The 26,018-nt window shown below is 67.3% G+C and carries 24 protein-coding genes; 20 read left to right on the top strand and 4 right to left on the bottom strand.

The genetic code is table 11. The features are described from left to right. Positions 1 to 6 precede the first annotated feature (6 nt). The 15 genes from R5H30_RS04405 to R5H30_RS04335 all read left to right on the top strand — a co-directional run bounded on the left by R5H30_RS04405 (position 7) and on the right by R5H30_RS04335 (position 16,795). On the top strand, positions 7 to 1,467 hold the full coding sequence (locus tag R5H30_RS04405; RefSeq protein WP_318326837.1) for a sulfatase family protein: 1,461 nt from the start codon (positions 7 to 9) through the stop codon (positions 1,465 to 1,467). Then, a complete protein-coding gene (locus R5H30_RS04400; protein ID WP_318326836.1) occupies positions 1,464 to 2,603 on the top strand; it encodes a mandelate racemase/muconate lactonizing enzyme family protein in 1,140 nt (379 codons plus the stop codon). The genes R5H30_RS04405 and R5H30_RS04400 overlap by 4 nt, the downstream gene beginning before the upstream one ends. Beyond that, complete coding sequence (locus R5H30_RS04395) at positions 2,600 to 2,866, top strand: UxaA family hydrolase (protein ID WP_318326835.1); 267 nt, start codon at positions 2,600 to 2,602, stop codon at positions 2,864 to 2,866. The genes R5H30_RS04400 and R5H30_RS04395 overlap by 4 nt, the downstream gene beginning before the upstream one ends. Next, entirely contained in the window at positions 2,863 to 4,023 is a 1,161-nt protein-coding gene (locus R5H30_RS04390; protein ID WP_318326834.1) for a UxaA family hydrolase, read from the top strand. The genes R5H30_RS04395 and R5H30_RS04390 overlap by 4 nt, the downstream gene beginning before the upstream one ends. Further along, positions 4,020 to 5,117 carry an enolase C-terminal domain-like protein gene (locus R5H30_RS04385; protein ID WP_318326833.1) on the top strand — a complete coding sequence of 366 codons (1,098 nt, stop codon included), beginning with the start codon at positions 4,020 to 4,022 and terminating at the stop codon, positions 5,115 to 5,117. The genes R5H30_RS04390 and R5H30_RS04385 overlap by 4 nt, the downstream gene beginning before the upstream one ends. Next, a complete protein-coding gene (locus R5H30_RS04380) occupies positions 5,114 to 6,511 on the top strand; it encodes a hypothetical protein (protein ID WP_318326832.1) in 1,398 nt (465 codons plus the stop codon). Before R5H30_RS04385 ends, R5H30_RS04380 begins: the two co-directional genes overlap by 4 nt. A 124-nt stretch (positions 6,512 to 6,635) precedes the next feature. Continuing rightward, a complete protein-coding gene (locus R5H30_RS04375) occupies positions 6,636 to 7,613 on the top strand; it encodes a DUF5996 family protein (RefSeq protein ID WP_318326831.1) in 978 nt (325 codons plus the stop codon). A 40-nt stretch (positions 7,614 to 7,653) separates the two neighbouring features. Then, a complete protein-coding gene (locus R5H30_RS04370) occupies positions 7,654 to 8,892 on the top strand; it encodes a cation:proton antiporter domain-containing protein (protein ID WP_318326830.1) in 1,239 nt (412 codons plus the stop codon). 147 nt (positions 8,893 to 9,039) lie between these two features. Then, entirely contained in the window at positions 9,040 to 9,960 is a 921-nt protein-coding gene (locus R5H30_RS04365) for a LysR family transcriptional regulator (RefSeq protein ID WP_318326829.1), read from the top strand. A 125-nt stretch (positions 9,961 to 10,085) separates the two neighbouring features. Beyond that, the gene (locus tag R5H30_RS04360) at positions 10,086 to 11,435 is read left to right on the top strand and encodes an extracellular solute-binding protein (RefSeq protein WP_318326828.1); all 1,350 of its coding nucleotides are present in this window, start codon (positions 10,086 to 10,088) and stop codon (positions 11,433 to 11,435) included. 58 nt (positions 11,436 to 11,493) lie between these two features. After that, positions 11,494 to 12,369 (top strand): carbohydrate ABC transporter permease, encoded by an 876-nt coding sequence (locus R5H30_RS04355; RefSeq protein WP_318326827.1) that lies wholly within the window; start codon positions 11,494 to 11,496, stop codon positions 12,367 to 12,369. Then, positions 12,366 to 13,196, top strand: a complete 831-nt coding sequence (locus tag R5H30_RS04350) for a carbohydrate ABC transporter permease (RefSeq protein WP_318326826.1) — start codon at positions 12,366 to 12,368, stop codon at positions 13,194 to 13,196. Before R5H30_RS04355 ends, R5H30_RS04350 begins: the two co-directional genes overlap by 4 nt. 8 nt (positions 13,197 to 13,204) lie before the next feature. Beyond that, a complete protein-coding gene (locus R5H30_RS04345) occupies positions 13,205 to 14,731 on the top strand; it encodes a sulfatase (RefSeq protein WP_318326825.1) in 1,527 nt (508 codons plus the stop codon). Next, a complete protein-coding gene (locus R5H30_RS04340; protein WP_318326824.1) occupies positions 14,728 to 15,741 on the top strand; it encodes a DUF4432 family protein in 1,014 nt (337 codons plus the stop codon). Before R5H30_RS04345 ends, R5H30_RS04340 begins: the two co-directional genes overlap by 4 nt. Continuing rightward, on the top strand, positions 15,728 to 16,795 hold the full coding sequence (locus tag R5H30_RS04335; RefSeq protein ID WP_318326823.1) for an ABC transporter ATP-binding protein: 1,068 nt from the start codon (positions 15,728 to 15,730) through the stop codon (positions 16,793 to 16,795). Before R5H30_RS04340 ends, R5H30_RS04335 begins: the two co-directional genes overlap by 14 nt. 192 nt (positions 16,796 to 16,987) lie before the next feature. Here the strand turns inward: R5H30_RS04335 and R5H30_RS04330 are convergent, their stop codons facing one another. Beyond that, positions 16,988 to 17,887 (bottom strand): LysR family transcriptional regulator, encoded by a 900-nt coding sequence (locus R5H30_RS04330; protein WP_318326822.1) that lies wholly within the window; start codon positions 17,885 to 17,887, stop codon positions 16,988 to 16,990. A gap of 143 nt (positions 17,888 to 18,030) precedes the next feature. Here R5H30_RS04330 and R5H30_RS04325 point away from each other — a divergent pair, with 143 nt between their 5' ends. The 5 genes from R5H30_RS04325 to R5H30_RS04305 all read left to right on the top strand — a co-directional run bounded on the left by R5H30_RS04325 (position 18,031) and on the right by R5H30_RS04305 (position 22,498). Then, the gene (locus R5H30_RS04325) at positions 18,031 to 18,570 is read left to right on the top strand and encodes a hypothetical protein (RefSeq protein ID WP_318326821.1); all 540 of its coding nucleotides are present in this window, start codon (positions 18,031 to 18,033) and stop codon (positions 18,568 to 18,570) included. A 169-nt stretch (positions 18,571 to 18,739) separates the two neighbouring features. Further along, positions 18,740 to 19,285, top strand: a complete 546-nt coding sequence (locus tag R5H30_RS04320) for a pyridoxamine 5'-phosphate oxidase family protein (protein WP_318326820.1) — start codon at positions 18,740 to 18,742, stop codon at positions 19,283 to 19,285. A gap of 199 nt (positions 19,286 to 19,484) precedes the next feature. Continuing rightward, entirely contained in the window at positions 19,485 to 20,621 is a 1,137-nt protein-coding gene (locus R5H30_RS04315; protein ID WP_318326819.1) for an ABC transporter substrate-binding protein, read from the top strand. Between the two features lie 48 nt (positions 20,622 to 20,669). Then, entirely contained in the window at positions 20,670 to 21,731 is a 1,062-nt protein-coding gene (locus R5H30_RS04310) for a FecCD family ABC transporter permease (RefSeq protein ID WP_318326818.1), read from the top strand. Beyond that, positions 21,725 to 22,498: an ABC transporter ATP-binding protein gene (locus R5H30_RS04305; protein WP_318326817.1), complete on the top strand. Its 774-nt coding sequence runs from the start codon at positions 21,725 to 21,727 to the stop codon at positions 22,496 to 22,498. Before R5H30_RS04310 ends, R5H30_RS04305 begins: the two co-directional genes overlap by 7 nt. Before the next feature lie 71 nt (positions 22,499 to 22,569). Here R5H30_RS04305 and R5H30_RS04300 read toward each other — a convergent pair whose 3' ends face one another. From R5H30_RS04300 to R5H30_RS04290, 3 genes are all read right to left on the bottom strand, one after another. Continuing rightward, positions 22,570 to 23,466: a LysR family transcriptional regulator gene (locus R5H30_RS04300; RefSeq protein WP_318326816.1), complete on the bottom strand. Its 897-nt coding sequence runs from the start codon at positions 23,464 to 23,466 to the stop codon at positions 22,570 to 22,572. Between the two features lie 33 nt (positions 23,467 to 23,499). Then, positions 23,500 to 24,471, bottom strand: a complete 972-nt coding sequence (locus R5H30_RS04295; protein ID WP_318326815.1) for a formylglycine-generating enzyme family protein — start codon at positions 24,469 to 24,471, stop codon at positions 23,500 to 23,502. 78 nt (positions 24,472 to 24,549) lie between these two features. Continuing rightward, complete coding sequence (locus R5H30_RS04290) at positions 24,550 to 26,013, bottom strand: sulfatase family protein (RefSeq protein ID WP_318326814.1); 1,464 nt, start codon at positions 26,011 to 26,013, stop codon at positions 24,550 to 24,552. Positions 26,014 to 26,018: the final 5 nt, after the last annotated feature.

The raw sequence follows: 26,018 nt of genomic DNA, 5'->3' as shown, positions 1-26,018 counted from the left end.
GCCAAGATGACCCGACCGAAGAACCTGATGTTCATCTTCTCCGACCAGCACGCCGCGCATGTCCTCGGCGCGGCGGGCGATCCACATGCCGTCACCCCGGCGCTCGACCGGCTGGCCGCGCGCGGCGTGCGGATGACCAACGCCTATTGCCCCTCGCCGATCTGCGTGCCGAGCCGCATGTCGATGCTGACCGCCTGCCATCCCAGCGCGCAGGAGTGCTGGACCAACGACGACGTCCTCGCCGGAGACCGGCCGACCTGGCTGCATGCGCTCGGGGCGGCGGGCATCCGTCCGGGGCTTGTGGGCCGCATGCACTCGGTCGGCCCCGACCAGCTGCGCGGATATGCTTGGCGCGAGGTCGGCGACCACTCCCCGAACTATCCTGGCTCGGTCTGGCACGACATGGGCGTGCTGCACGGCGCCAACGATCCCAACCCCGAAGGGCTGGTGGCCTGCGGGGCCGGACAGTCGGCCTACGAGGTCAAGGACCGGAACGTGACCGACGCTGCGCTGGCCGCGCTCGACCGACTGTCGGAGGCGGAGGAACCCTTCGCGCTGACGGTGGGTTACATGCTGCCGCACGCACCATACGTCGCCGCGGCGAAATGGGTAGACCATTTCCTGAATGTCCTGCCCCCGCCAGCGATCCCGCCGGGCGCCGAGGACGGCGGCTGGGTTGCCTGGTGGCGGCACAACCGCGGCGCAGACGCGGTGCCCGACACCAAGACCCGGCAGGCCCGCGCCGCCTATTGGGGGCTCGTCGCGGCGCTCGACGAGATGATCGGCGCGCTGCTCGACAGGCTCGACACGCTTGGGGTGACCGAGGACACGCTGGTCGTCTACGCCTCGGATCACGGCGATCATGTGGGCGAGCGCGGATTGTGGTGGAAGCACACCTTCTACGACGAATCCGCCAAGGTGCCGATGATCCTGTCGCACCCCCGGTCCCTGCCGCGGGGCGAAACATGCGACGCGGTGGTCAGCCTCATCGACCTGAGCCAGACCATGATCGACGCGCTGGGAGGCAGCCAGTTGCCGCAGGCGCAGGGCCGCAGCTTCTGGCCGATGTTGACCGGGGCGGCGCAAGACTGGGACGACACCGTGTTCTGCGAGTACTGCACCGACGCCGTCCCGGCCTGGACGGGCGGGCGCGCGACGCAGGGACGGATGGTTCGGCGCGGGACATGGAAGCTCTTTCTCTACAATGGCGAGCCGCCGAAGCTCTTTGACCTGGCCACGGATCCGCAGGAATGCCGCGACCGCGCCGATGACCCGGAATGTGCGGAAATTCGCAACGCGTTGCTGGAGCTTCTGCTGGCGGACTGGGATCCCGAAGAAATCCGCCAGCGCATGGAAAAGAGGCGCGCGCGCAAGGACGTGCTGGCCGCCTGGGCGGCCCGGATGCAGCCGCGGTCGGAATACATCTGGCCAATGGATCCGGAAATGAACCGGCTGGACCGGACGTGACCGCCCCCGCCCTTTCGAAACTCGAGGTTTTTCACTTCCGCCATGCGCTGCCGGAGCCGCTGGTCACTGTCATGGGCCCCCTTGCGCACCGACCGGCCCTGCTGGTGCGGATCGAGGATGCCGAAGGCGCGCATGGCTGGGGCGAGATCTGGTGCAACTTCCCGCCCGGCGGCGATCTCTACCGCGCGCAGCTGGCGATCAACGTGCTGCCCGCCGCGCTTGGCGGTCTGAGTGCGGATACGCCGGACCCGTTCGACACGATCCTGACGCGGCTGCATCGGCTGGCGCTGCAGGCCGGGGAACCCGGGCCGGTCGCACAGCTTGCCTCGGGCGCGGATATCGCGATCCACGACCTGCGCGCACGGCGTGCGGGCAGACCGCTGGCCGAACTTCTGGGCGGATCGGCGCAGCCTGTCGAGGCTTATGCCAGCGGGATCAGCCCCGAGGCCTGCGCCGATCAGGTCGCACGGATGCGCGGCCTCGGCTATCGCCGCTTCAAGCAGCGCATCGGGTTCGGACCCGACGACGGGCTCGAAAGCGCCGAGGCGACGGCGGCGGACCTGCGCGCGGGCGAGGCCCTGATGCTCGACGCCAACCAGGCCTGGGATCTCGATACTGCTCGGCGCCGCTGCGACCGGCTGGCCGCCGTTGCACCGGTCTGGCTGGAAGAGCCGTTGCCCGCCGATGCGCCGCCCGATCACTGGAAGGACCTGGCCCGCGCCACCGACATCCCGCTCGCTGCCGGCGAGAACCTGCGCGGGGCGCAAGCGTTCGATGCGGCGATCTCGGGCGGTGCGCTGCGTTACCTCCAGCCCGATATCTGCAAGTGGGGTGGTCTCTCGGCCACCGCCCGGATTGCCCGCGACGCGGTTGCGAGGGGCATGGTCTACTGCCCGCATTTTCTTGGAGGCGGCGTCGGTCTCGTCGCCTCGGCGCACCTGTTGGCGGCGGTCGGCGGCGGCGGGTTTCTGGAGGTCGACAGCTCCGAGAACCCGCTGCTCTCGGTTTTTTCGGGGCGCGGATTGGCGCTGGAGGAGGGTCGTTTTCCGCTCTTGAACGCCCCGGGTCTCGGCTTCGATCCGGATACCGCCGCCGTGGCCGATCTGCTGACGTCGCATCGCGAGGCCCGGCTGTGACGATCAACGCGCTGCGCATCCATCCCGACGACGATGTCGCCTGCCTGCTGCGCGATCTCGACGCCGGCACGCAGATTGTGACCGCGCAGGGCATGGGTCCGACCCTGACGGCCGCAATCCGCATGGGCCACAAAGTCGCGCTGAACTCCGTGCCTGCCGGCGCCCCGGTGCGCAAGTACGGCCAGCCCATCGGCACCGCGACCGAGGTGATCGCGCCCGGCGATCACGTTCACAGCCACAACCTGAAGGGCGCGACCCGATGAGCCGCAGTTTCATGGGATATCCGCGGACCGCAGGCCGACCCGGCATCCGCAACCACCTCACGATCGTGTCAATCTGCGGGCTCAACGCCCCCGGCGCGCGCAAGATCGCCGCCGCTCTGCCCGGCGCGGTGCTGGTCTCGAACCCTTACGGACGCGGACAGGTGGGGGCCGACCGGGAGTTCCAGGCGCGTGCCCTGACCGCGCTCGCCTGCCATCCCAATTCCGGCGCGGTCATTGTCCTTGCCCCCGACAGCGCGGCGCGACAGCGCTACCAGGACGCGGCGGAGGGCGCAGGCCGAGCCGTCGCGGGGTTCTCGCTGCAGGAGGCGGATGAAGACAGTCCGGCGTTGGTGGCGGCGGCCATCGCGACCGGGCGAGATCTGCAGGCCGACCTCGAGCGCATCCCGCGCGCGGCCTGCCCGCTGTCCGACCTCGTTGTGGCGATGGAATGCGGCCATTCCGACGCGTCCTCGGGCATGGTGGCCAACCCGTTGGCGGGCGAACTTGCCGATGCCGTGATCGCGGACGGTGGTTCGGTGGTGATCAGCGAAACCGTCGAGTGGCTGGGCACCGAGCCGGCCTTGGCCGCGCGCTGCCCCGAACCCGCGGTCGCGGCACGCCTGCTGGACCTCGTCGCCGCGCGCCATGCCATCGCCACCGCCGCAGGCTCCGATCCCTACAGGGGCAACCCCGGCCCGCAGAACATCGAGGGCGGCATCACCACGCTCGAGGAAAAGTCGCTGGGGGCGATAGCCAAGGGCGGCACCACGCCGATCCTCGGCGCTCTGGCCGAAGGCGAGGCTATCCCCGGGGCGGGGCTATTCCTGATGGACACGCCCGCGCTGTCGCCGGAATCCATCACCTCGATGGTTGCCGGCGGTGCGCAGGCGGTCTGTTTCACGACCGGTCACGGCAATCCCTACGGCAGCGCCATGGCGCCGACGCTGAAGATCACGGCAAACCCCGAGACCGCCCGGAGGCTTCCTGACCAGATCGACTTTGACGCTTCACCCGCCTTCACAGGGGCGCGGTCCCGCGCCGAACTGCTTCCGGAGCTGCTGGACCTGCTGGTGCGCACCTGCGACGGGGCCAGCACCGCCTGCGAGCGCCAGGACGAAGGCTTCGAGGTGATCAGCCGCCTGGGGCCGTCGATATGATCCCGGGGATCGCACGCGCATGGTTCCGAGAGGAGCGGGTCACCGATCGCACCACCTGGCTTTTCGTCGGCATCGAGGGCGCGGACGGCGTGATGGGCTTCGGCGAGGCGACGCTGGCGGGCTCCGAAGCCGAGGTGCGCGCGGCGGCCTCGTTGCTGCCGGCCATTTCGGACTGGCGCGACACCGACCCCGACGCGGCGCAGACGCGACTGCCTTTCGACACGCTCCCGCAGGCCGCGCTGAGTTCGGCTGTGCTGCAGGCGCTTTGGGACCTCGAGGCTCGGCAGAAGGGTCTCCCGCTGGCCGTGGCGCTCGGCGGCGTAGCGCGTCCGGTTCCCGTTTATGCCAATATCAACCGGCGCACCCGCGACCGCTCGCCCGAGGGCATGGCACGAAGTGCGTCCGACGCGCTCGCCGCGGGCCACCGGGCGATCAAGATCGCGCCCTTCGACGAGGTGCGTCCCGATCTCGGGCGCACGGAGATGACGGCAGCGGCCGAACCGGGGCTGGCCCGGATCGCCGCGGTTCGCGCGGCAATCGGCGACCGGCGCCTGATGATCGACTGCCACTGGCGCTTCAACGCGGAAGGTGCAGCGCGGATGATCGATGCCGTGGCCCCGCTCGACCCGCACTGGGTCGAATGCCCGGTGGCCGAGACCGAGGCCGCGATCCCGGCAATCCGCCGTCTGCGCGAGCGCGCCAACGCTCACGGCATGCGCCTCGCCGGGCTCGAGACCCGCGTGCTTCTGGCCGGTTTCCGGCCCTACCTCGAAGCCGGAGCCTACGACGTGATGATGCCGGACATGAAATACGCCGGCGGCCCGTCGGAAATGCTGCGGATCGCCGCAGAGCTGCGCCGCCACGGTGTTGTGTTCTCGCCGCACAACCCGTCCGGACCGATCTGCCACGCCCACTCGCTGCATCTCTGCGCGGCGCTCGAGGACGCCGACCTGCTGGAGATGCAATTCGACGAAACACCGGCCTTTGACGCGCTCGTGGACCATGCACTGCCGCAGGTGACGAAAGGCGCGATCGCGCTGTCGCCGGACCGGCCCGGAATCGGCGTCTCGCTCGGCAGCGAGGCCACACAATGACCCGCAACCGTCTCGGCATCACCGTGCTGCCCGAATACTTCCAGTCCGACGGCCCGGAGCATGTCCTACACATGATCGCGGACGTGGCCGGCGCGGATTCGGTGACCACGTCGCCCTATGTCGCCGCCCCCGCACCCGCGGGCACCGGCAACCGCGAACCCCCGATCGACGGCGGTATCGGCGGCAAGCGCCTGCTCGACCGCCCGCTCTGGGGCCGGCGTGAGCTGTGGATGACCGCCGCACCCAGTTTCCGACCGGACACCGCGCGCTATGCCGCGACTGCCTACCGCCCGCCCGAACCGACCGCGCTCACCGACGCCGAGGGACACGTGGTGGCCCAATTCCTCGACGCCGCGAAGGCGCGCGGGTTGGAATGCTGGATGCAGGTGCAGGCCGCGATCCCGCCCTGCTACCGCGTCCAGTTCGGCGGCCCGCTTCCGCAGGACGAGCCGATGCTGCCCGACGGCACGCCCGTCCCGGGCCGTGTCGACCGCAATGCCTCGCTGGCCTCGGAAGATCTGCGCCGCTACATGCGTGCCTTCATCGCCGATCTCTGGCTGGCCTATCCGCAGGTCGACGGGCTCAAGTTCGACTGGCCGGAGTACCCCGTTTACCACTTCGACACGCTGTTCTTCGATTTCAATCCGGGCGCGGCGCGGCAAGCCGGCGCGCTCGGTCTCGATCTCGGGGCGTTGCGTGCGGGTACGACGGCGTTCCTCGCAGAGCTCGGGGATGGCACGATCCGCCGGCACAGGATTGCGCTCGACGATACCGAGACGTTCCGCGACAGCCTCTTTGCCGCCTACCCGGTCCTGGCCGAGCTTCTGGCGCTGCGCCGCGCCATCGTCGCCTCCTATGCCGCGTTTCTCCACGAGACGGTGACAGAGGTCAGCCGCGGCCGGGCCAAGACCTTCCTGCAGTGCTTTCCGCCGCCACTGAACGAGGTGACCGGCTTCGACATCGCGGACTGCGCGCAGCATTGCGACGTGCTGGGCGTCAAATTCTACACCATGCACTGGCCGCTGATAGAGGCCGACTACCTGCGAGCGCTGGAAACCCGCGCCGATTTTGCCCCGCACGACATCGCCCGGGCGCTGAGCAAGATCCTGCGCCTGTCCCCGGACGCCTCGCGTGACCCCACAAAGATCCGCTATCCCGGACCCGACGAAACGCATGCGGCAGCTGCGGAGGACATCGCAGCGAAGATGGCGCAGGCCGCCAAGGCTGCCGGACCCGAAACGCGGATCTGCGCGATGGCGCATGGATATGGGCCGCTCGACGACATGATGCGCCGGTACCGCGCGCTGGATGGTCACGAGGTCCAGATGAACCGCTATGGATATCTGTCCGATCGCAAGCTGCAAAGCCTCGGAGACAGCCTGCGCGCCTCCTGACTGACCGCCTGGTTCCGGTAGTAGCGGCTTTGGCGGGCATGTTCGGCCGTCTCCCCGTCCTTGCCTCGGGTCGATTTCCGTCGCAGGTCCGCTAGGTTTCCCGGCGAGAAAGGGAGACCGGAACATGTCGCACGCAACCTCAGCCTGGCCCGACCTCGACACGACCGACTGGAGCGCGACGCGCGACGCGCTACACCTCTACCTGCAGATCGTCGGCAAGTACCGGCTCGCCCGGACGCCCTGGATGATCCATTCATGGCATGCCACTTTCTACCCGTGCGCGCGCGGCCTGCGCAGCGGCATGATCGAAGACGCAGGGCGGGCCGTCGAGATAACGTTCGATTTCGCCCACGAAACCCTCGTCATCGACCTGGCGGGCGGCGCCTCCGAAGAACTTCCGCTCGGGCCCGACAGTGTCGCCGGGTTCGACGCGGCCTTCCGCGCCGCCCTGCGCCGCCTCGGGCTCAACGCCGACTTCCACCACCGGCCCAACGAAATTGCCGATCCGGTGCCCTTTGCCGAGGACCACGCGGAGCGCCCTTACGACGGCGCGGCCGTGCGCCGCTTTCACCGCGCCTTGCTGAGCGCTGCTGGCGTCTTCGAACATTTCCGCACCGGGTTTCTCGGCAAGTCGAGCCCGGTCCACCTGTTCTGGGGCAGCTTCGATCTCGCGGTCACCCGGTTCTCTGGAGATCCCGCGCCACTGCATCCGGGCGGGATTCCGGCGCTGTCCGACGTGGTGACGCAGGAGGCTTACAGCCACGAAGTCGCCTCCGCCGGGTTCTGGCCAGGTGGGGGTATCAGCGACACCGCGGCCTTCTACGCCTACGCCTACCCGACGCCAGAGGGGTTCGCGCGCGCCGAGATCGACGTGCCCGGAGTCAAATGGCACGAGGCGGCGGGCGAGTTCGTGCTGCCCTACGAGACGGTGCGCACATCGGACGATCCTGCCGCCACACTGCTGTCGTTCCTCGGCCAGACCTTCGATGCCGCCTGCGACCTTGGCGACTGGGACCGCGAGCGCCTGACATGCCGGATCGGTGAACCGCTCAGGCCACGTCCGGTCTCAGCCTCCGGCGGTGGCGGCACGTCGAACGAATGACACACTGCCCGCCGGCCCTCCCGCCCCGCGGAATGCACCCGTGATCGAACTGAAGGACACGATGTTCTTTGCGACCGGGCTCGCCCTGCTCGGCCTGACTGCCTTGCCGCTCGTCTGCGGACGTCGCCTAGTCAGCGTACCGACCATCTACGTTGTCGCCGGCGCGCTGATCGTGGCCCTACCGATCCCGTGGTTCGTGTTCGATCCGCTGCGCAGTGACTGGGAACTCGCCATCGTCGAACACCTGACCGAGATCATCGTGATCGTGGCGCTGGCCGCCGCCGGTCTCGCCGTCGACACGCGCGCCGGGCGCACCGAGTGGCAGCACGCCTGGGCGCTGCTCGGCATCACCATGCCGCTCACCATCGTAGCCCTGGCGGCGCTCGGGCTCTGGGCGGGGCTTGGCCTGGCTTCTGCCTTGTTGCTGGCCGCGGCGATGGCGCCGACCGACCCGGTGCTGGCGCGCGAGGTGCAGGTCGACGGCCCGACCGAGGGCGAGGAAGACGACGTGCGCCTGTCGCTGACCACCGAATCGGGCCTCAACGACGGCCTCGCCTTTCCGTTCGTCTGGCTTGCCATTCTTGTCGCCGAGGTCGGCCTGTCCTGGTCCATTCTCGGCGACTGGGTGCTGCGCGATCTTTTCTGGCGCATCGCCGCGGCGCTTGCGGTCGGCTGCGGTGTGGGCTGGTGCGTCGGCACCTTCACGCTCAGCCGCTGGGGCGACCGCGCCACCGGCGGGCGCAACGCAGGGCTCGTGTTTCTCGGCGCCACCTTCCTGGCCTACGGCGCGACCGAGGCCATCGACGGCTACGGCTTCCTCGCTGTCTTTCTCGCCTCGCGCGTCGGACGTGGCGTGGGGCGCGGTGACAGCGGCGACGCCTACGTGATCAAGCCGCACGAGATCGGCGAGCAGTTCGAGCGCATCCTGCTGGCCGTGCTCCTGCTGTGGCTGGGCGGTTTCGCGGTCTCCGGGCTGATGGCCGAAACCCGCTGGTCCGAGGTCGCCATCGCCGTGGCCCTGACCTTCGTGGTCCGTCCCGTGGCCGGCTGGATCGGCCTGATCTGCACCCGCGGCACCCGGTTCGAACGGTTGACGATCGCCTTCTTCGGCATTCGCGGCATGGGCAGTTTCTTCTACATCGCCTATGCCGCTGCCCATGCCGAATTCGCGCAGATCGACTCGGTCTGGCGCATCGCGGTGATCGCCGTGCTGATCTCGATCTTCGTGCACGGGATGCTTGCCCCGATCGTCATGCAGCGCCTGCCGAACCGCCGGTGATGCCTCATCCGGCGACCGGAGCCGCTGCGGCGGGCCGCCCCGATTGCAAAACGGGCGGCGCCAGTCTGGACGCGCGCGCCCTTGCTTGCCATCGCCCGATGCGGCGTGTTCACTCGCCCGGTCGCAATTTGCCGGATCCGGAGGCTCATGGCCGGTTCAAAGATCGATCTTCGGCTGCTGGGCTACTTCCTGCGGACCGCCGAGATGGGGAACATCACCAAGGCCGCCGAGGCGCTCAACCTCGCGCAGCCCACGCTGTCGAAGGCGATCCGGCAGCTTGAATACCAGCTGAAGGCACCGGTGTTTCAGCGCACCGCGCACGGAGTCGCGTTGACACCGATCGGCGAGCGCCTGCTGCGCCACGCCAGGCTGGTCTCGGCGCAGCTTTCGGATGCCGAGGAAGAGGTCCGCGCCATGCGTGATGGGTCCGCCGGCAAGGTGCGGATCGGCGCCGGCCCGTCCTGGGTGCGCCGCAAGCTGCCCGAAGCCATGGCCGCGGCCCTGACCGAGCGTCCGGGCCTGCAGGTGACCGTGTCGAGCGGTTTTGACGAAGGACTACTGCAGGCGCTCGCGGACGGAGCGCTGGATTTCGTCGTGGCCGAGAAGCCGCTGTCGGGTGGCGACCAGATCTTCGAATACGAGCCACTGACCGACGATGCGCTGATCGTCGTGGGCCGCCCTGAACATCCCCTGGCCGCACAGCGCGGCATCGCGCCGCGCGCGGCGCTGACCGCAGACTGGGCGCTGCCGCCCGAGCACACCCTGGCGCGTCGCAAGCTCGACGGCCGGGTGATCAGCCTCGGCGAGACCCCGCCCGCGCCGGTGGTCGCGTCGAACTCGCAATCCTTCCTGCTGGCTTTCGCGTATTTTCACGACGTGCTGCTCTACACCACCCGCTCGGCGCTGCGGATCCCCGAAGGCCGCGGGCTGGTCGAGATCGACGTGCCCGAGCTTGCCACCTCGCGCCCGGCGGGCCTGATCTTTCGACGGCCGCGCCTGCTGACGCCCGCCTCGGCCTATGTGGCGGACTGTCTCAAGGCGGTCTGCGCGCTCGAACCGGTGAACTGAGCCATAGCCAGCGGCTATGGAGACCCCAAGTTTTATCATTTCATGAACGGTCTCTGCCGTGAGACAGTGTCGCCATGCCCACGGTGCCGGACGGCGCCGAGGCGAGGATCTGTGGGAGGAAATCCATGCTCAAGAAACGCCTTTCGGGCGGACCGAACCGTATGGTCGGGGGTCTTGCCGGCACCGCGATGCTGGCGGCGCTGGCCGCGCCGGCGATGGCGCAGGAGGCGCCGATCACCATCGTCATAAACCAGTCGCCCTGGTTCCCGGGCTTCCAGGCTGTCGTCGAGCTTTACGAGGAGACCAGCGGCAATACCGTCGAGCTCGACGTGAACCCGTTCGCGGGATCGCTGGAAAAGCAGCGTACTGCCGTGCGGGCGGATGAGAGCCCCTTCGACATCCTGATCATGAACGCAGGGTTCTTCGTCGAATTCTACACCGGCGGATTCATCAACCCGCTGACCGACATCGACCCCGAATTCACGCTGAACGAGGACATCTTCACCTTCGACGACAGCACCTGCTGGGACGAGGGCAACAAGCTGATCACCTGCGATGGCGATGGCAAGCTGGTCAGCGTCCCGATCAACCCGTTCCTGCCGCTGCTGCACTACCGCTCGGATCTCTACGAGGAGAACGGGCTCGAGGTGCCGACGACCTGGGACCAGCTTTATGAGAATGCCCAGGTTCTGCACAATCCGCCGCAGATGTACGGCATCTCGCAGCGCGGTCAGCGCGGCGCCTTCGACGTCACCTTCGACGTCTTTCCCTACATCGTCAGCCACGGCGGCGGGATTTTCGCCGACCAGAAGGGCGGCGATTTCACGGTGACGATCAACAGCCCCGAGACGCTTGCGGGGATGGAAACCTACATGAAACTCGCCTCCGAGGTCGGGCATCCCTCGACCGCCGGGCAGACCCAGACCAACGTGATCCAGAACATGGCGACGGGTCGCGCAGGCCACATTCAGGGTGTGCCGGCCCCGGCGCAGTTCGACGACCCCAACCAGTCGGCCGTCGTCGGCAAGGTCGATTACGCCATGGTGCCCGGCTCGGCCGATCACGGCCCGGCCCCGGGTCTCGGCCACTGGCTGGGCGGGATTCCGAAGAACATCCCCGACGACCGAAAGCAGGCGGCGCTGGCCTTTCTCGAGTGGTTCCAGACTGACGAGGCGCAGCGCGCTTATGCCGAGGCCGGCTCGCCACCGGTGAGCCGCGCGGTGATGACCTCGGAGATGGCCGACCAGGAGCCGTTCCGCTACATGCGTGCGCTGGCCGAGTCCATTCCGAACGCCCAGCTGACCTTCGTCATCCCAGAAGCCTCCCAAGTGCTCGCGGTCACCGAGTTGCGCTTCAACGAGGCCATCGGCGGGCAGATGGACCTCAAGGAGGCGCTCAACACCGCGGCGGCCGAGATCGCCAAGGTGATGACCGACGCCGGTTACGACGCGCCGACGCTCGACGATCTGCAGTGACGCCCACCCGCCATCCCGCCGCGCGCGGGGTGGCCGCCCACCGGCAGGAACCCTTCCCATGACTTCGGATACCTTCTGGCGCTACGCCACCCTGGCCCCCGCCGTGGCGCTCTTCGTCCTGCTGACGATCCTGCCGCTCTTCAACCTGCTCGCGCTCAGCTTTCACGACGTCGAATGGCTGAACCGCGAGGCGGTCTGGGACTGGGTCGGGACCGACAACTATCTGAAACTGCCCGAGGACACGCTGTTCCGCGCCGGTATCCTCAACACCATCGTCTTCGCCGTCGTCGCCGTGGCCTTCCAGATGGTCCTCGGCTTCTGGCTGGCGCTGATGACCACGCGCGTCACGCGCCTGCGCGTCTTCTACCGCGCCGTCTTCATCCTGCCGATCCTGGTGCCCGGGATCATCATCGGCGCGATCTGGAAGCTGATGTATTCCTTCGACTTCGGCGTGGTGAACCAGGGGCTCATGATCCTTGGGCTCGCGCCGGTCGACTGGCTCGGGAATCCGAACCTCGCGCTGATCTCGGTGATCATTGTCGACGTCTGGCACTGGACGCCGTTCTGCTACCTGCTGATGCTGGCAAGCCTCGAAAGCCTGCCGCAGGACATCTTCGAGGCCGCCGAGATCGACGGCGCGCGCAAGGGCCAGGTGCTGCGCTACATCATCCTGCCGCTGATGATGCCGGCCATCGTCGTCACTTTCATCTTCCGCATGATCCTTGCCTTCAAGGTCTTCGACGAGATCTACCTGCTGACCGGCGGCGGCCCCGGCACTTCGACCGAGGTCATCTCGTTCACCATCTACCGGCGCTTTTTCACCGAGGACCAGACCGGCTATGGCGCGGCGATGTCGCTGGCCACAATTGCGGTGATCGCCACGATGATCATCCTCGCGTCGCGCGTCGCCACCCGGCGGGGACCCGAGGCATGACCGGTTTCTCGCGCGCAGCGCCGCTTATGCGCCACGCCGTGCTGATGGGCTTTGCGCTGATCGTGCTCTTTCCCTTCCTCTGGATCGTGATGGCGAGCTTCAAGACCCAGATCGCGCTCTTGATGGGGCAATGGCGGTTTCAGCCCACGCTTTTCAGCTACGACTCTGTGATTACCGGCAAGACCTCGGATTTCATCACCAACTTCCGCAATTCCGGCATCATCGCCGTTGCTTCGACGCTCATCGTGCTGGCCGTCGCCACGCTCGCCGCCTTCTCGCTCTACCGCCTGCAATGGGCCGACTGGGTGCTGCGCCTGCTGCTCGGCTGGTCGGTGATCTTTCACATGGTGCCGCCGATCACGCTGGCAGGTGCCTGGTACACGATGTTCCGCGCCGTGGGCCTCGACAACACGCACCTCGGCCTGATCCTCGCGCACACGACAATCAACCTGCCGATGGCGCTGTGGATGATGGGCGTCTTCATCCGCGACGTGCCGAAGGAACTGGTCGAAGCCGCCGTGATCGACGGGGCCAAGGCGCCCGCGGTGCTGCGCTTCGTCGTCATCCCCATCGTGCGCCCGGGTCTCGCCGCGACCGGTATCCTGTGTTTCATCTTCTCGTGGAACGAGTTTCCCGTGGCCCTCACCCTGTCCCAGCGCGACACCGCCACCGTGCCTCTGGGCATCGGCAAGTACGCGCAGGAAAACACCATCGCCTTCACCGAGATGGCCGCCGCCTCGACGCTTTCGATCGTTCCCGCCTTCATCCTCCTGATCGTCGCCCAACGCTTCATCGTGCGCGGGTTGACCTCGGGTGCCGTCAAGTAGGACCTCCCATGCGCACCGTTTTCCTGATGTTCGACAGCCTCAACCGCCACATGCTCGGACCCTATGGCGGCACGACCGTGCCGACGCCGAACTTCGACCGGCTGGCGGAGCGCGCGGCGACCTTCGACCGGCACTACGTCGGCTCCATGCCCTGCATGCCGGCGCGCCGCGACATCCTGACCGGACGGCTGGGGTTCCTGCACCGTTCCTGGGGGCCGGTCGAGCCGTTCGACACCTGTTTCACCGAAGAACTGATGCGCCAGAAAGGTACCTACACGCATCTTGCCACGGACCACTTCCATTACTGGGAGGATGGTGGGGCCACCTATCACAACCGCTATGACAGCTGCGACCTGATCCGTGGGCAGGAAGGCGACGGCTGGGTCGGTGTCGCGAACCCGGACTGGGCCGACCTCAAGGCGCGCTTTCACGAAGCGCAGTACAGCGAGGCGCCGCGCAGCTACCAGCGCCGGCACATGGTCAACCGCGAACGCATCCGCGAGGAGGTCGAGTTCCCGTCGCACCGGACCGTGCAGGCGGGCCTCGATTTCATCACCCGCAACAAGGATGGCGACAACTGGTTTCTGCAGATCGAATGCTTCGACCCGCACGAACCCTTCCACGCGCCCGACAGGTTCAAGGACGCGTTCCGCAGCGGCTGGAGCGGTCCCGCGCGCGACTGGCCGCCATACGATCGGCCCGGCGTGTCCGAGGAGGAAAACGCCGAGTTGCGCGCGAACTACATGGCCTCGATGGCGCATTGCGACGCGCTGCTGGGCGAGGTGCTGGATGCATTCGACGCGGACGATCTGTGGCAGGATACCGCGCTCGTGGTCACCACGGATCACGGCTACCTTCTGGGCGAACACGACTTTTGGGCCAAGAACCGGATGAACCTCTACGAGGAGATCGCCCATATCCCGCTGTTTTTCCACGACCCGGCCCACCCGCGCCCCGGCGCGCGGATCGATGCGCTGACCCAGACGCCCGACCTCTGCACGACGTTCATGGATATCTTCGACGGGACACCGAGCCCGCAGATGAAAGGCCTGTCGCTGCGTGCGATGCTCGAAGGCGCGCCCGGTCACGAGGCGGTACTCTTCGGCTATTTCGGCGGCGCAGTGAACGTGACCGACGGGCGCTACACCTATTTCCGTTACCCCTCGGACCTGCGTAGTCAGGAAATCTACCAGTACACGCTGATGCCCACGCATATCTTCGATTTCTTCGCGGACGCCGAGCTGGAACAGGCCGAGCTGGTGCCGCCGATGTCTTTCAGCCGCAACATGCCGCTTCTGCGCGTGCCTGTGCACGAGAGCGCGGCCATGTACCGGACCTACGGACCGGGCTGCCTGATGGAGGACACCACGGTCCTCTTCGATGTTGCCGCGGACCCTGCGCAGGCCAGCCCACTCGATGACGCGGAGGCCGAGACACGGATGACCGACCTCATGACCGGGCTGATGGCCGGCATCGACGCCCCGCCGGAGGCCTACCGACGGCTGCGGCTCGACGCCCCCGAGGGGCCTGCATGACCGCGACCCTCGCCAGGCCGGTCGATCCGCACCTTGCCGAGCTGACCGGAGACCGCCGCCAGCTGGCCGCTGTGCGCCGCATCACGCTCGACGAGGGGCCATCACGCGGCCAGCGCGCGCTGGCCTTCTCGACGGGCGGCGGGCTGGATTTCTGGGTCCTGGCGGACCGCACGATGGATATCGGACCGCTCTGGGTGCACGGCATGCCGATTGCCTGGCAGCATCCCGGCGGCATGCTCGCCCCGCAGCTTCACGACGCGGCCAGCGACGGCGGCACCGGGATCGAGCGGGCGCTCTCGGGCTTCCTGCTGACCTGCGGCCTCGACAACGTGCGCCAGCCTCGTGACAGTCTGCCCTTGCACGGCACGCTGCCGCTGACACCCGCGCGCATCACCGCGCATGGCGAGGACTGGAGCGCGCCGGAACCGGTCATCTATGCCGAGGGCGAAGCGGTCCGCGCCCACCTGCGCGGCGCCAGCTTCTCGCTCAGGCGCCGCATCGAAGCCCCGGTCGGAAAGGCCGTGCTGCGGCTCACCGACACGATCGAGAACATCGGACCTGACCCCAGCGCCTTCCGCATTCTCTATCACACCAACTTTGGCTACCCCAGCGTCGGCCCCGGAACCCGCCTGTCCCTGAACGGGCGCGAGACCCTGCGCCACGAACCGGCCGGCGCAAGAGAGGCTGCCCCGCGCCCCGCCGCCTGCCACGACGCCGGACCCGGGCGCTTCCAAGCCGTGTTCGACCGCCCGGCCTTTGGTCCATGGCCCGCGCTGTCGATTTCGGTCGAAGGCGACGCCGCCGCCCTGCCCTTCGTCCAGGTCTGGTCCGACCCACGCCCACGGCGCAACATCGTCTCGGTCGAACCGGCGAACTGCGGCCGGCGCGACGACGGCACCAGCGAGCCGGGCATGACGCTCGCCCCCGGCGCGCGCTGGACCTCCACCCTCACCTACAGATTCGCCACGCCCAGTGCAGCGACGAAAGGAGACCCGCATGGCAACGGTTGAGTTGAAAGGCGTGCACAAGCGCTTCGGCGCGCTCGACGTGATCCGCTCGATCGACCTCGAGATCCGCGAAGGCGAGTTCCTCGTTCTCGTGGGCCCGTCGGGCTGCGGCAAGTCGACCCTGCTGCGGATGATCTCGGGGCTCGAATCGATCACCTCGGGCGACCTTTTCATCGACGGGCGGCGGGTCAACGACGTGCCTGCGCGCGATCGCGGCATCTCGATGGTGTTCCAGTCCTACGCGCTCTATCCGCACATGACGAGCGCCCAGAACATGAGCTTCGCGCTGAGGCTCGCAGGGCGCAGCGCCGAGGAACAGGCCGAACGGGTCCAGCCCGCCGCCGGGGCGCTCGGGCTTCAGGATCATCTGGATCGTTACCCGCGCGAGCTGTCCGGCGGTCAGCGTCAGCGCGTCGCGATGGGCCGCGCGATCGTGCGCGAACCGCGGGTCTTTCTCTTCGACGAGCCGCTGTCGAACCTCGACGCAAAGCTGCGCGTCCGCATGCGTGCGGAACTCAAGGAGCTGCACCAGAAGCTGCAGACCACCACGGTCTACGTCACGCACGACCAGATCGAGGCGATGACGCTGGCCGACCGGATCGTGGTGCTGCGCGACGGCGAGATCGAGCAGGTCGGCGCGCCGCTGGACCTCTACGACCGGCCCGCGAACCGCTTCGTCGCGTCCTTTCTCGGCTCGCCGGCGATGAATTTCTTCGATCTCGGCCTGTCCCCGGCATCACCGGATCAAGCGCGGTTCGCCGACGGCGACAGCATCAGGCTGCCGCGCGCCCTGCCCGGCCATGACCGCGTGACCGTCGGCATCCGCCCCGAGAGGCTAGAGATCTTGCCGGACGAAGCCCCCGGCACCATCGCGGCCAGGGTCGTGGTGGTCGAGCCGACAGGGTCGGACACCGAACTTCTGCTGCGCAAGGGCGACGACGAGATTACGGCGAGCTTCCGAGGCCGGACCGACGTGCGGCCCGGTCAGGTGCTGCACCTCACCGCCGACCCCGCGGCGTGCCATCTCTTCGATCGCGACACTGGCCAGGTGCTCTGACCGCGCCGTCTCGACATGCGGGTAATCCGAAATGCTCGCGCCTTTCCGTCCCTGCGCGATGGCAGGACACCTGCAGTCTACAAACTACTCGCACAGGCTCGGCGATCTGTGACGATGCCGCAGACGTCCGAGACCCGGTCCGGCTAGCTTGCAAAGATCCGGCAGATACCGGGGTCGCCACCCCGACAACCTTCACAGTCGCTCTAACCGCGCGAGCCTTTCCTTCAAAGCCTCGACGGAATGGTCGATGAAGGCGCGGACCTTGGCCGAGGCGATGCGGCCTTCGGCGTGGACGAGGTGCACCGGCAGCGGCGCAGGCTCGAAGTCGCGCAAGACGATACGCAGCCGTCCTTCGGCCACGTCGTCGCTGATCTGATACGAAAGAACCCGCGTCAGCCCGTGCGCCAGCCGCGCGCCGGTGATCGCCGCCTCGACGGAATTCATCCGGATACGCGGATTCACGGTCGCCGAGACCTTGTCTCCGAACTTCCATTCGTCGGTCGCCGTCACCGTCGTCGCCGAGACGATGGCATGCGCACCCAGATCGTCGGGATGTTCCGGTTCGCCGCGGCGGTCCAGATAGTCCGGCGCGGCGCAGACGACGCGGCGCACCTCTCCGACGCGCCGGGCCACCAGGCCCGAGTCCGGCAGCGGGCCGATGCGCAGCGCGACGTCAAACCCCTCTTCGATCAGGTTCACCACGCGGTCGACGAACACCACGTCCGCGGTCACCGCGTCGTTTTGGTCTAAAAAGGACCCGATCACCGGCATGAGGTGCAGGATCCCGAACCGCACCGGCGTCGTGATCCGCAAGCGCCCTGTCGGCACCGCCGCGGCGCCGGAGGCCAGCGCATCCGCCTGACCGAGGTCGTCCAATACCTGCCGCGAGCGATCCAGGTAGATCCGTCCGGGCTCGGTCAGGCGCACGGATCGCGTGGTGCGGACGAAAAGCTTGACGCCCAGCCGTTCCTCGAGCGTGGTCACCGCGCGCGTCGCCGAGGCCGCGCTGGCGCCGATCGCCCGCGCGCCCGCCGCGAACCCTTCGTGATCCGCCACCGCCACGAACAGTCGAAGTGCCTCGAATCGATCCAAGGGGAGCGCCTCCCGCCGGTTGGTCGCGTCCAGATTATGCTCGGATCTGAAATAGTGAAGTACAATTTTCGCGCATTCTTTTCATAGTGAGAAATGGCGATATTGGACGCATCCACAGACACTCCAACCAAAGGATGACACCGATGACCTCGACGGACACCCTCGCCCACCGCCCTGCCCTGCAGAACATCGCGCGCAGGATCACGTCCGATCTTCCCGCGATCAACGCCGGCACCGTCGGCGCGATGTTCATCGCCGGCTTTCTCGCCACCAACGCGTTCGACCTCTGGGGGCAGGTGATCAGCCCGGCGCTCGGTTATGCCACCCTGTCGCCGCATGGCCTCGCAAAAAGCCTTCTCGGCTCCTTCGGACTGCCCAACGGCGACTTCGCCGGATACTTCGTGCATTTCTACATCGTCGGCCTGATCGCCTATCCGCTTGGCTGGCTCTTCGGGTTTCGCCCGGTCTGGAACGCGACCGTGGGGAGGACGCACTGGTTCCTGCCCTCCGCGATCTACGGCGCGGCGCTTTGGGTCTTTGCCATCGGCGGCATCACCGCGATCGCCGGCCTCCCGTTCTTTCTGAACTTTACGGGTATCACTTGGGTCGCGCTGGTCGGGCACGTGCTTTACGGCATCGTCCTCGCCGCGGCCCTCCAGGGCATCGCGCGCCGCTCGAGCTGATCCCAGCCGAAGGTAACACCCAGGCCTCACCGATGTCTTCAGCGAAGAGGTCGGTGAGGCTCAGGAGACCGACCCCGTTAATGCGTCTTTCGTGACTGGAAGCAGCCGTTTCAGCAACGCCGACACGAGATGGCGTGCCGTTCCGCAACCAAGACCACAGGAGATCATGATGTCCCATGCATGGCACGACATCGCCTTTACCGAGTCCGTGAAGACACTCCAGGAAAGCAACGGCAGCCGCAGCTCCTATGCCCGGTTCGAGGACGGCCCGCTCCGGGGCGACCGGATCGGGGCGGAGGCAGCCGCCTTCATCGCGGCACGCGACAGCTTCTACATGGCGAGCGTCGGAGAAACCGGCTGGCCCTATATCCAGCACCGTGGCGGCCCGACGGGGTTCGTGCGGGTCCTGGACGACAAGAGCATCGGCTTTGCCGATTTCGCCGGCAACAAGCAATACGTGAGCCTCGGCAACCTGCAGCGCGACGACCGCGTGTCCCTGTTTTTCATGGACTACCCCAACCGCGCGCGGCTCAAGGTTTTCGGCCGGGCCAGCGTCATCGATCCCGCCGATGCCGAGACGCTCGCTCGGCTCGCGGTGCACGATTACCCGGCGAAGGTCGAGCGCGGTTTGCGAGTAGACGTGGCGGCGCTCGACTGGAACTGTCCGCAGCATATCACGCCGCGGTATGCGAAGGCGGACGGGCTGCCCGAGTAATTGGGCGGCAGGGCAGCGTGGGGCGTTCGCCTGGCAACAGCCGCCACCGTGAAGTGCCCAAACTCGTCCGCTGAGAGCGGGTGCCTGCAATCGCTGCGCTGGCTAATTTATATCCGACTAAAGTTATCAACCTATTTGTTGACTAAAATAGTTGGATAAATTAGCAGCCGTCATGTACAGCTACTCAAGGATCCCGTACATGACCCTTCGTCCCCTTCTCGGCGCAGCGGCGCTGAGCGTTTTCGCAGCCAGCCTCGCGCAAGCCGATCCCGTCACCATCACCGACATCGCCGGCCGCGACGTCACCGTGGATGCGCCCGTGGACCGCGTGATCCTGGGCGAAGGGCGGCAGATCTTCTTCGCGGCGGTGCTGGACGGCGACGATCCCTTTGCACGCGTGGTCGGCTGGCGTGATGACTTCCGCCAGGCGTCGCCGGACAGCTACGGGCAGTACGCCGAGAAATTTCCCGATCTGGTCGATATTCCCACCTTCGGCGGCTTCAAGGACGGCACGTTCGACATCGAACAGGCGGTTTCCCTGCAGCCCGACGTGCTGATCATGAACCTCGAATCGAAACAGGCGACCGAGGAAGCGGGATACGAAGAGAAGCTCGCCAAGGTCGGCATCCCCATCGTCTACGTCGACTTCCGCGAAAAGCCGTTCGAACATACGGCGCAGTCGATGGAGATCATCGGCCAACTCTTCGGCGAGGAAGAGCGCGCCGCCGAGTTCAATGCCTTTTACGCCGCGCAACTGGCCCGCGTGACGGACGTGATCGCCGCGCAGACCGATCTCGACCGCCCCCTGGTCTTCGTCGAGCGTGCCGGCGGCTATTCCGAGGACTGCTGCATGTCCTTCGGCAACGAGAACTTCGGCAAATACGTCGACCTCGCCGGCGGCACCAACATGGCCTCGCCCTTCATCCCCGGCACCTTCGGCACCGTCAACGCCGAGCAGATCATCGCGTCCGATCCCGACCAGATCGTCGTCACCGGCGGCAGCTGGGAGGCCTACGTGCCCGGCGGGGCCTGGATCGGCGTCGGCCCCGGCGCAGACGAAGCCAACGCCCGCACCAAGCTGGCCCGGCTCATGGAGCGTCCCGCCTTCACCGGCGTCAAAGCGGTCGAGACCGGACAGGTCCACGCGATCTGGCACCAGTTCTACAACAACCCCTACAGCTTCGTTGCGGTACAGCGGCTGGCCACATGGCTGCACCCCGAACTGTTCCCCGATCTCGATCCCGAAGCGACGCTGGCCGAGCTGCACGATCGCTTCCTGCCGGTGGACTACGCACCCGGCTACTGGGTCTCGGTCGACAACCCTGCGACCAACTGAACCCGTGGGCGGCCTCCGGGTCGCCCGCCTCTCTTGCCGGGACGCGCCATGACCTCGATCGCCACCGACCCGCCAACCCATGCCGCGGCCTATCGTGCGCGCGTCGCCCGACGCATCGCAATCCTATTCGGGCTCCTCGCCCTGCTTGTCGCCTGTGTCGCCATCGACGTGTCTCTGGGTCCGGCGCGCTACGACGTGTCCGACGTGTTGCGCACCCTGTTTTTTCCCGCCTCCGCAGACCTGCAGATGCGTGTCGTCGTCTGGGACATCCGCATGCCCATGGCCTGCCTCGCCGTGGTCGTCGGGGCCAGCCTGTCGCTCGCCGGTGCGCAGATGCAGACCATCCTCGCCAACCCGCTGGCCAGCCCTTTCACGCTGGGCCTCTCGGCCGCGGCGAGCTTCGGCGCGGCGCTTGCCATGGTGCTCGGCATCGCGCTCGTTCCCTCTGCTCTGGCGGTCATGGTCCCGATCAACGCGTTCGCGATGGCGATGGCGGCTTCGCTTCTGATCTTCGGCCTCAGCACCTTGCGCAGTGTCTCGGTCGAAACCATCATCCTGCTGGGCATCGCGCTGGTCTTCACCTTCAACGCAGCTTTGGCTTTGCTGCAATACTTTGCCTCCGAGCAGGCCCTGTCGGCTGTGGTGTTCTGGACGATGGGCAGCCTGAGCAAGGCGACATGGGGCAAGGTTGCGCTCTGTGCCGTCATCCTTGCGTTCTGCGCGCCGCTGTTCGCCCGCAGGGCATGGGCACTGACCGCGATCCGGCTGGGCGAGACGCGAGCCGCCGCAATGGGCGTGAAGGTCAGGCACCTCCGGCTCGAAGCCCTGGTGCTGGTCTCGCTTCTGGCTGCCGTCCCGGTCAGTTTCGTCGGCACCATCGGGTTCATCGGCATCGTCGGTCCGCATGTGGCGCGCCTGCTTCTGGGCGAGGATCAGCGGTTCTTTCTGCCCGGTGCGATGCTGTCGGGCGCGGTGATTCTGTCGGCCACGTCCGTCCTGTCCAAGGCGATCCTGCCCGGTGCCGTGCTGCCCATCGGGATCATCACCGCGCTGGTGGGCGTGCCCGTCTTCATGGCGCTGATCCTGACCAAGGGGCGCAAGGCATGGTGAGCCTGACACTCGACTGGATCGGCGCGCGTTACGGCCGTCACAAGGTCCTCGACGACGCAAGCGTCGCGACCGTCGAGGGCGGTGCGCTCACGGCACTCGTCGGGGCCAATGCGGCGGGCAAGTCGACCCTGTTTCGGCGCATCGCGGGACAACTTCGCGGCGCAGGTCGGGTCGGGCTGGCCGGGGCATCGTCCGGTGATCTGCGCTACATGCCGCAGGACACCGGCATGACCGCCGCGCTGACGGTCTATGAATCCGTCATCCTTGCGCTCAAGCAGGGGGATAGCCGGTGGCGGCTGACCACGCACGAGCTGGCCGCGGTGGACGATGTGCTGCACCGCTTTCAGATCGCGCACCTCGCCGAACGGCAACTGGCGATGCTTTCGGGCGGGCAGCGACAGGCCGTGTCCATTGCCCAGACCCTCGTGTCGCGCCCGCGTGTGGTGCTGATGGACGAGCCGACCTCGGCGCTCGACCTCGCGCGTCAGTACGAGATTCTCGAGGCCCTGCGCCGATACGCCGAGCAAACCGGGGCCGTCATGATGCTGGCGCTGCACGATCTGAACCAGGTCATGCGGGCTTGCACGTGGACGGTGGCGCTGGCCGAAGCCAGGATCATTGCCACCGGACCGACGCTCGACGTTCTGACGCCCGCGCTGATCCGGCGGATCTACGGTATCAATGCCCGCGTCGAGTGCTGCTCTCTGGGTCGGCCACTCATGATCGTCGATGGCCCGTCACGGGCTGTGCTCCAGGAATATCACTGATACCGCAACGCGTTGATTTCATGCCACGATTTTTGCCGCATAGCAGCAGCGCTCGGTCCCGACCCAAGTTCTCAGTGCGGATGCAGTTTCACCAGCTGGCGCACGTGCTCCAGCAGGTTCTCGGCCGCCGGCAGCAAAGGTCGGTCGCTGCGCCAGACCACGCCGCCTTCACGCATCGGCATATCGAAATCGGTTTCGACAATCGCGATGTTCGGAAAGGCGTCGGCATGGGCGCGCGACAGAAAGCCGAGTTTCTGGCTGTTGTGCAGGATGTTGATCAGGGCCGGCACGGAATTGGTCTCGACCGACGGCAGCGGCAGGTCCGCGCCCCACTGGCTGAAGAGACGCCGGGCCAGTTGCCGCCCGAAGGTTTCCTCGCCCGTCATCGCCCATTGTGCCGCCGAAACCTCGTCGAGGCTGTGCGGTCTGCCGTCGATCATCGGGTGATCCCTGCGGGCCACGATGTGCATGCGCTGGCGCACGAGGATCTGCGTGCGGTAGGCCGACCCGAGGTAGACATCGCTGATCGAGGCGAAGAAAAGCTCGATCTCGCCGGCATCGAGGCTTTTGCGCAGGTCGTCGTTCAGGGCCACGTTGAGATTCACCCGCAACTGCGGGTGCGCGTCCTGCAGGCGCGGGATCGCCAACGGCATGACCTCGTGCACCCAGTCCGGGCCACAGCCGACGCGCAAGAGCCCGCCCGAGCCGGATTTCATCGCCTCGAACTTGTCGATCAGGTCGTCGGTCGATTGCTCCAGACGCGTGGCGTAGTCAAAGAGCGCGCTGCCATAGGCGGTCAGGTTGAGCGGTCGGGTCGACCGGTCGAAAAGCGTCACGTCGAGCTGACGTTCGAGCTTGCCGATGGCCTGAGTCAGGGCGGGTTGCGAGACGCCCAGCATCTTCGCGGCGGCGGTCAGGTTCCGGGTCGCGCAGACAGCAAGGAACTGGGAAAGGCCGTTCAGCTTCATCACGGTCCCGCGCTCCGCACGGACGTAATCCGGTCAGGACGCATCGGCGGCCACGCGGAAGCCGAGGTTGCCGGTCGAGGTGTCCGGCGGATTGCCGGTGCGCGAATGCACGTGGTAGCGGTCGCAATAGCTGACGTGGCAAAGGTAGGATCCGCCGCGCTGCACCCGCGTGTCGCCCGAGGTCGGCCCCGTCGGGTCGACCAGGGGCCGCGCGGCCTGCGGGGGCGGTCCGAAGCGATCGGAGACCCACTCCCAGACGTTGCCGGTCATGTTGTAAAGCCCGTAGCCATTGGGTGCGTAGGCGTCCACGGGCGCGGTGCCGACATGGCCGTCCTCGGCGGTGTTCGCCGTAGGGAACGTGCCCTGCCAAGTGTTCATCCGGAACGCCCCACCGGGTTGCATGGCGTCGCCCCAGGGAAACTTGCGCTTTTCCAATCCGCCGCGCGCGGCGCGCTCCCATTCGGCCTCGGTCGGCAGGCGCAGGCCCGCCCAACGGCAATAGGCCAGCGCGTCGTACCAGGCGATGTGGATCGCGGGATGGTCGACCCGGTCGCGCCAGTCCGAACCGGGACCCTCCGGCGCGGCCCAGCAGGCACCATCGACGGCCCGCCACCAGTCGAGCCCCGGCGGGCTGGGCGAGCGGCTGGCCTCCGCGCCGAGAAAGAGGTGGAAGACGTAGCTCCAGCCCTCGGCCTCGGCCACGGTGCGATAGCCGGTTGCCTCGACAAAGGCGGCATAGTCGGCGTTGGTGACGCTGAAGGCGGAGAGCCGGAAGGGCGACAGCTTGACCTTGCGGCGCGGGCTGTCGTGATCGGCGGGAAACCGCGATTTGCGCGCGCCCATGTCGAAGAAGCCACCGGGAATTTCCGCCAGCCGATCCTTCAGCGCCGCCGCGACTTCGGGCGGAGCCAGGGATACCGCCTGCGCGGCCGCGGCGTGGTTCCGGGCGCCCGGACCTGTCGTCAGCCCGCTGGCGCAGCAGCCGGTCTTGGTCTGATCATTCATCGCAACGTTCCATCCCGCGCGAGCCTATACCGGATCGCGCGCCCGGGCGAAACGGCCAAGGCCGGACTTCCGCCCGTGTTATTGCAGGGCGACCGCATCGGGTGGCGAGACAATCAGGCGACGGGCGTTCTTTGTCCTGAGCGCGCTCGAGATGTGCCAGTCAAGCAGCCGGTCCTTCAGGTCTGTCTTGACCGCTGCATACTCGGGGTCGTCCCACAGGTTGCGCGTCTCGCCTGGATCGGCCGCCAGATCGAAAAGCTGACCGTCACTGCGCCCCTGGAAGACCACGAGCTTGTGGGTCTCCGTCCGGATCATTGTCAGCAGGCTGGCCCCGGTCATATTCACGTCGCCACCCTGTTCGCAGAAGACCGCGTCGCGCCCCGCGAACGCCGCGCCTTCAAGCGCGGGGTTCAGGGTCTCGGCCTCGAAGGTCGGGTCCGGCTCCAGCCCGGCCCATTCCAGGATCGTCGGCCCGAGGTCGAACAGCTGCACCAGCGCGTCGACCGAGCGACCGCCCGCGAACCGTCCCGGTGCCGAGACGATCAGCGGAACCCGCGTAATCTGGTCGTAGGGCGCCCATTTCTGGCTCAGCCCGTGATCGCCGAGATTGTCGCCGTGATCCGAGGTGAAGACCACGATCGTGTTGTCCATCCGCCCGCGCTTTTCCAGCGCGTCGAGAATGCCGCCCACCTGCCTGTCGATCAGCTCGACATTGGCGTAGTAGTAGGCCCGCATCCGGTGCAGCTCCTTGCGCGTCGGGTCGAGCTTCCAGGCCACGGAGTCGTGGTCGACCTCGACATCGTGCGCGCGCTTGGCCTTCCAGACCGCGTGCAGCGCCTCGAGTTCGTCGGGCGTGGCCTCGGGCAGCGGCACGTCGCGGGCCATGTACTTTTCGGCAAGCTCGGGCGTCGGGTCATAGGGCGGGTGCGGCCCGGGAAAGCCCACGACAAGAAACAGCGGGTCGGTCACCGGCTTGGTCTCGAGCCACCATTGCGTGAAACCGCCGACGTAGTTGTCCGACTGCATGGCCGGCGCGAGGTCCCAGGTGAAGGCGCCCAGGCAGTCGCGGTAGTCGTCGCGCTGGCGGTAAAGCTCGCGCTGCTGCTTGACGAGGCCTTGTGCCGCCAGCGCCTTGTCCCATTCGTCGAAGAACCAGCGCCCCTCGAGGTAACGGTCCTTGTTCTCGACCACGTAGCGCTCGGCGAAGCCCGCTTTGGCGTCATAGGGGATCGTATGCATCTTGCCGATGTTGACCGTGTGATAGCCCGTGCGCGCGAGATCCTCGACCCAGGTGCGGCTCCAGGGCTGGCCATTGGCGAAGACACCGTTGGTGTGCGGGAAGTAACCGGTGAAAAGGCTCGCGCGGCAGGGCACGCAGGACGGCGCGGTGACGTGGCACTGGGTGAAGGTGACGCCGTCATTCACCAGCCGGTCGATGTTCGGCGTGTCCATATGCGCGTATCCCAGCGCGCGGATCGTGTCATAGCGCTGCTGGTCGGTCATGATGACGACGATGTCGGGGCGGGTGTCGGTGGTGCTCACGCGAG

The sequence above is a fragment of the Roseobacter sp. FCG-D35 genome (assembly GCF_033436665.1).
GTDB lineage: Bacteria > Pseudomonadota > Alphaproteobacteria > Rhodobacterales > Rhodobacteraceae > JAWQFO01.
Note: the sequence above shows the minus strand (reverse complement) of the source record. Positions and strands in the feature narration are given on the sequence as shown.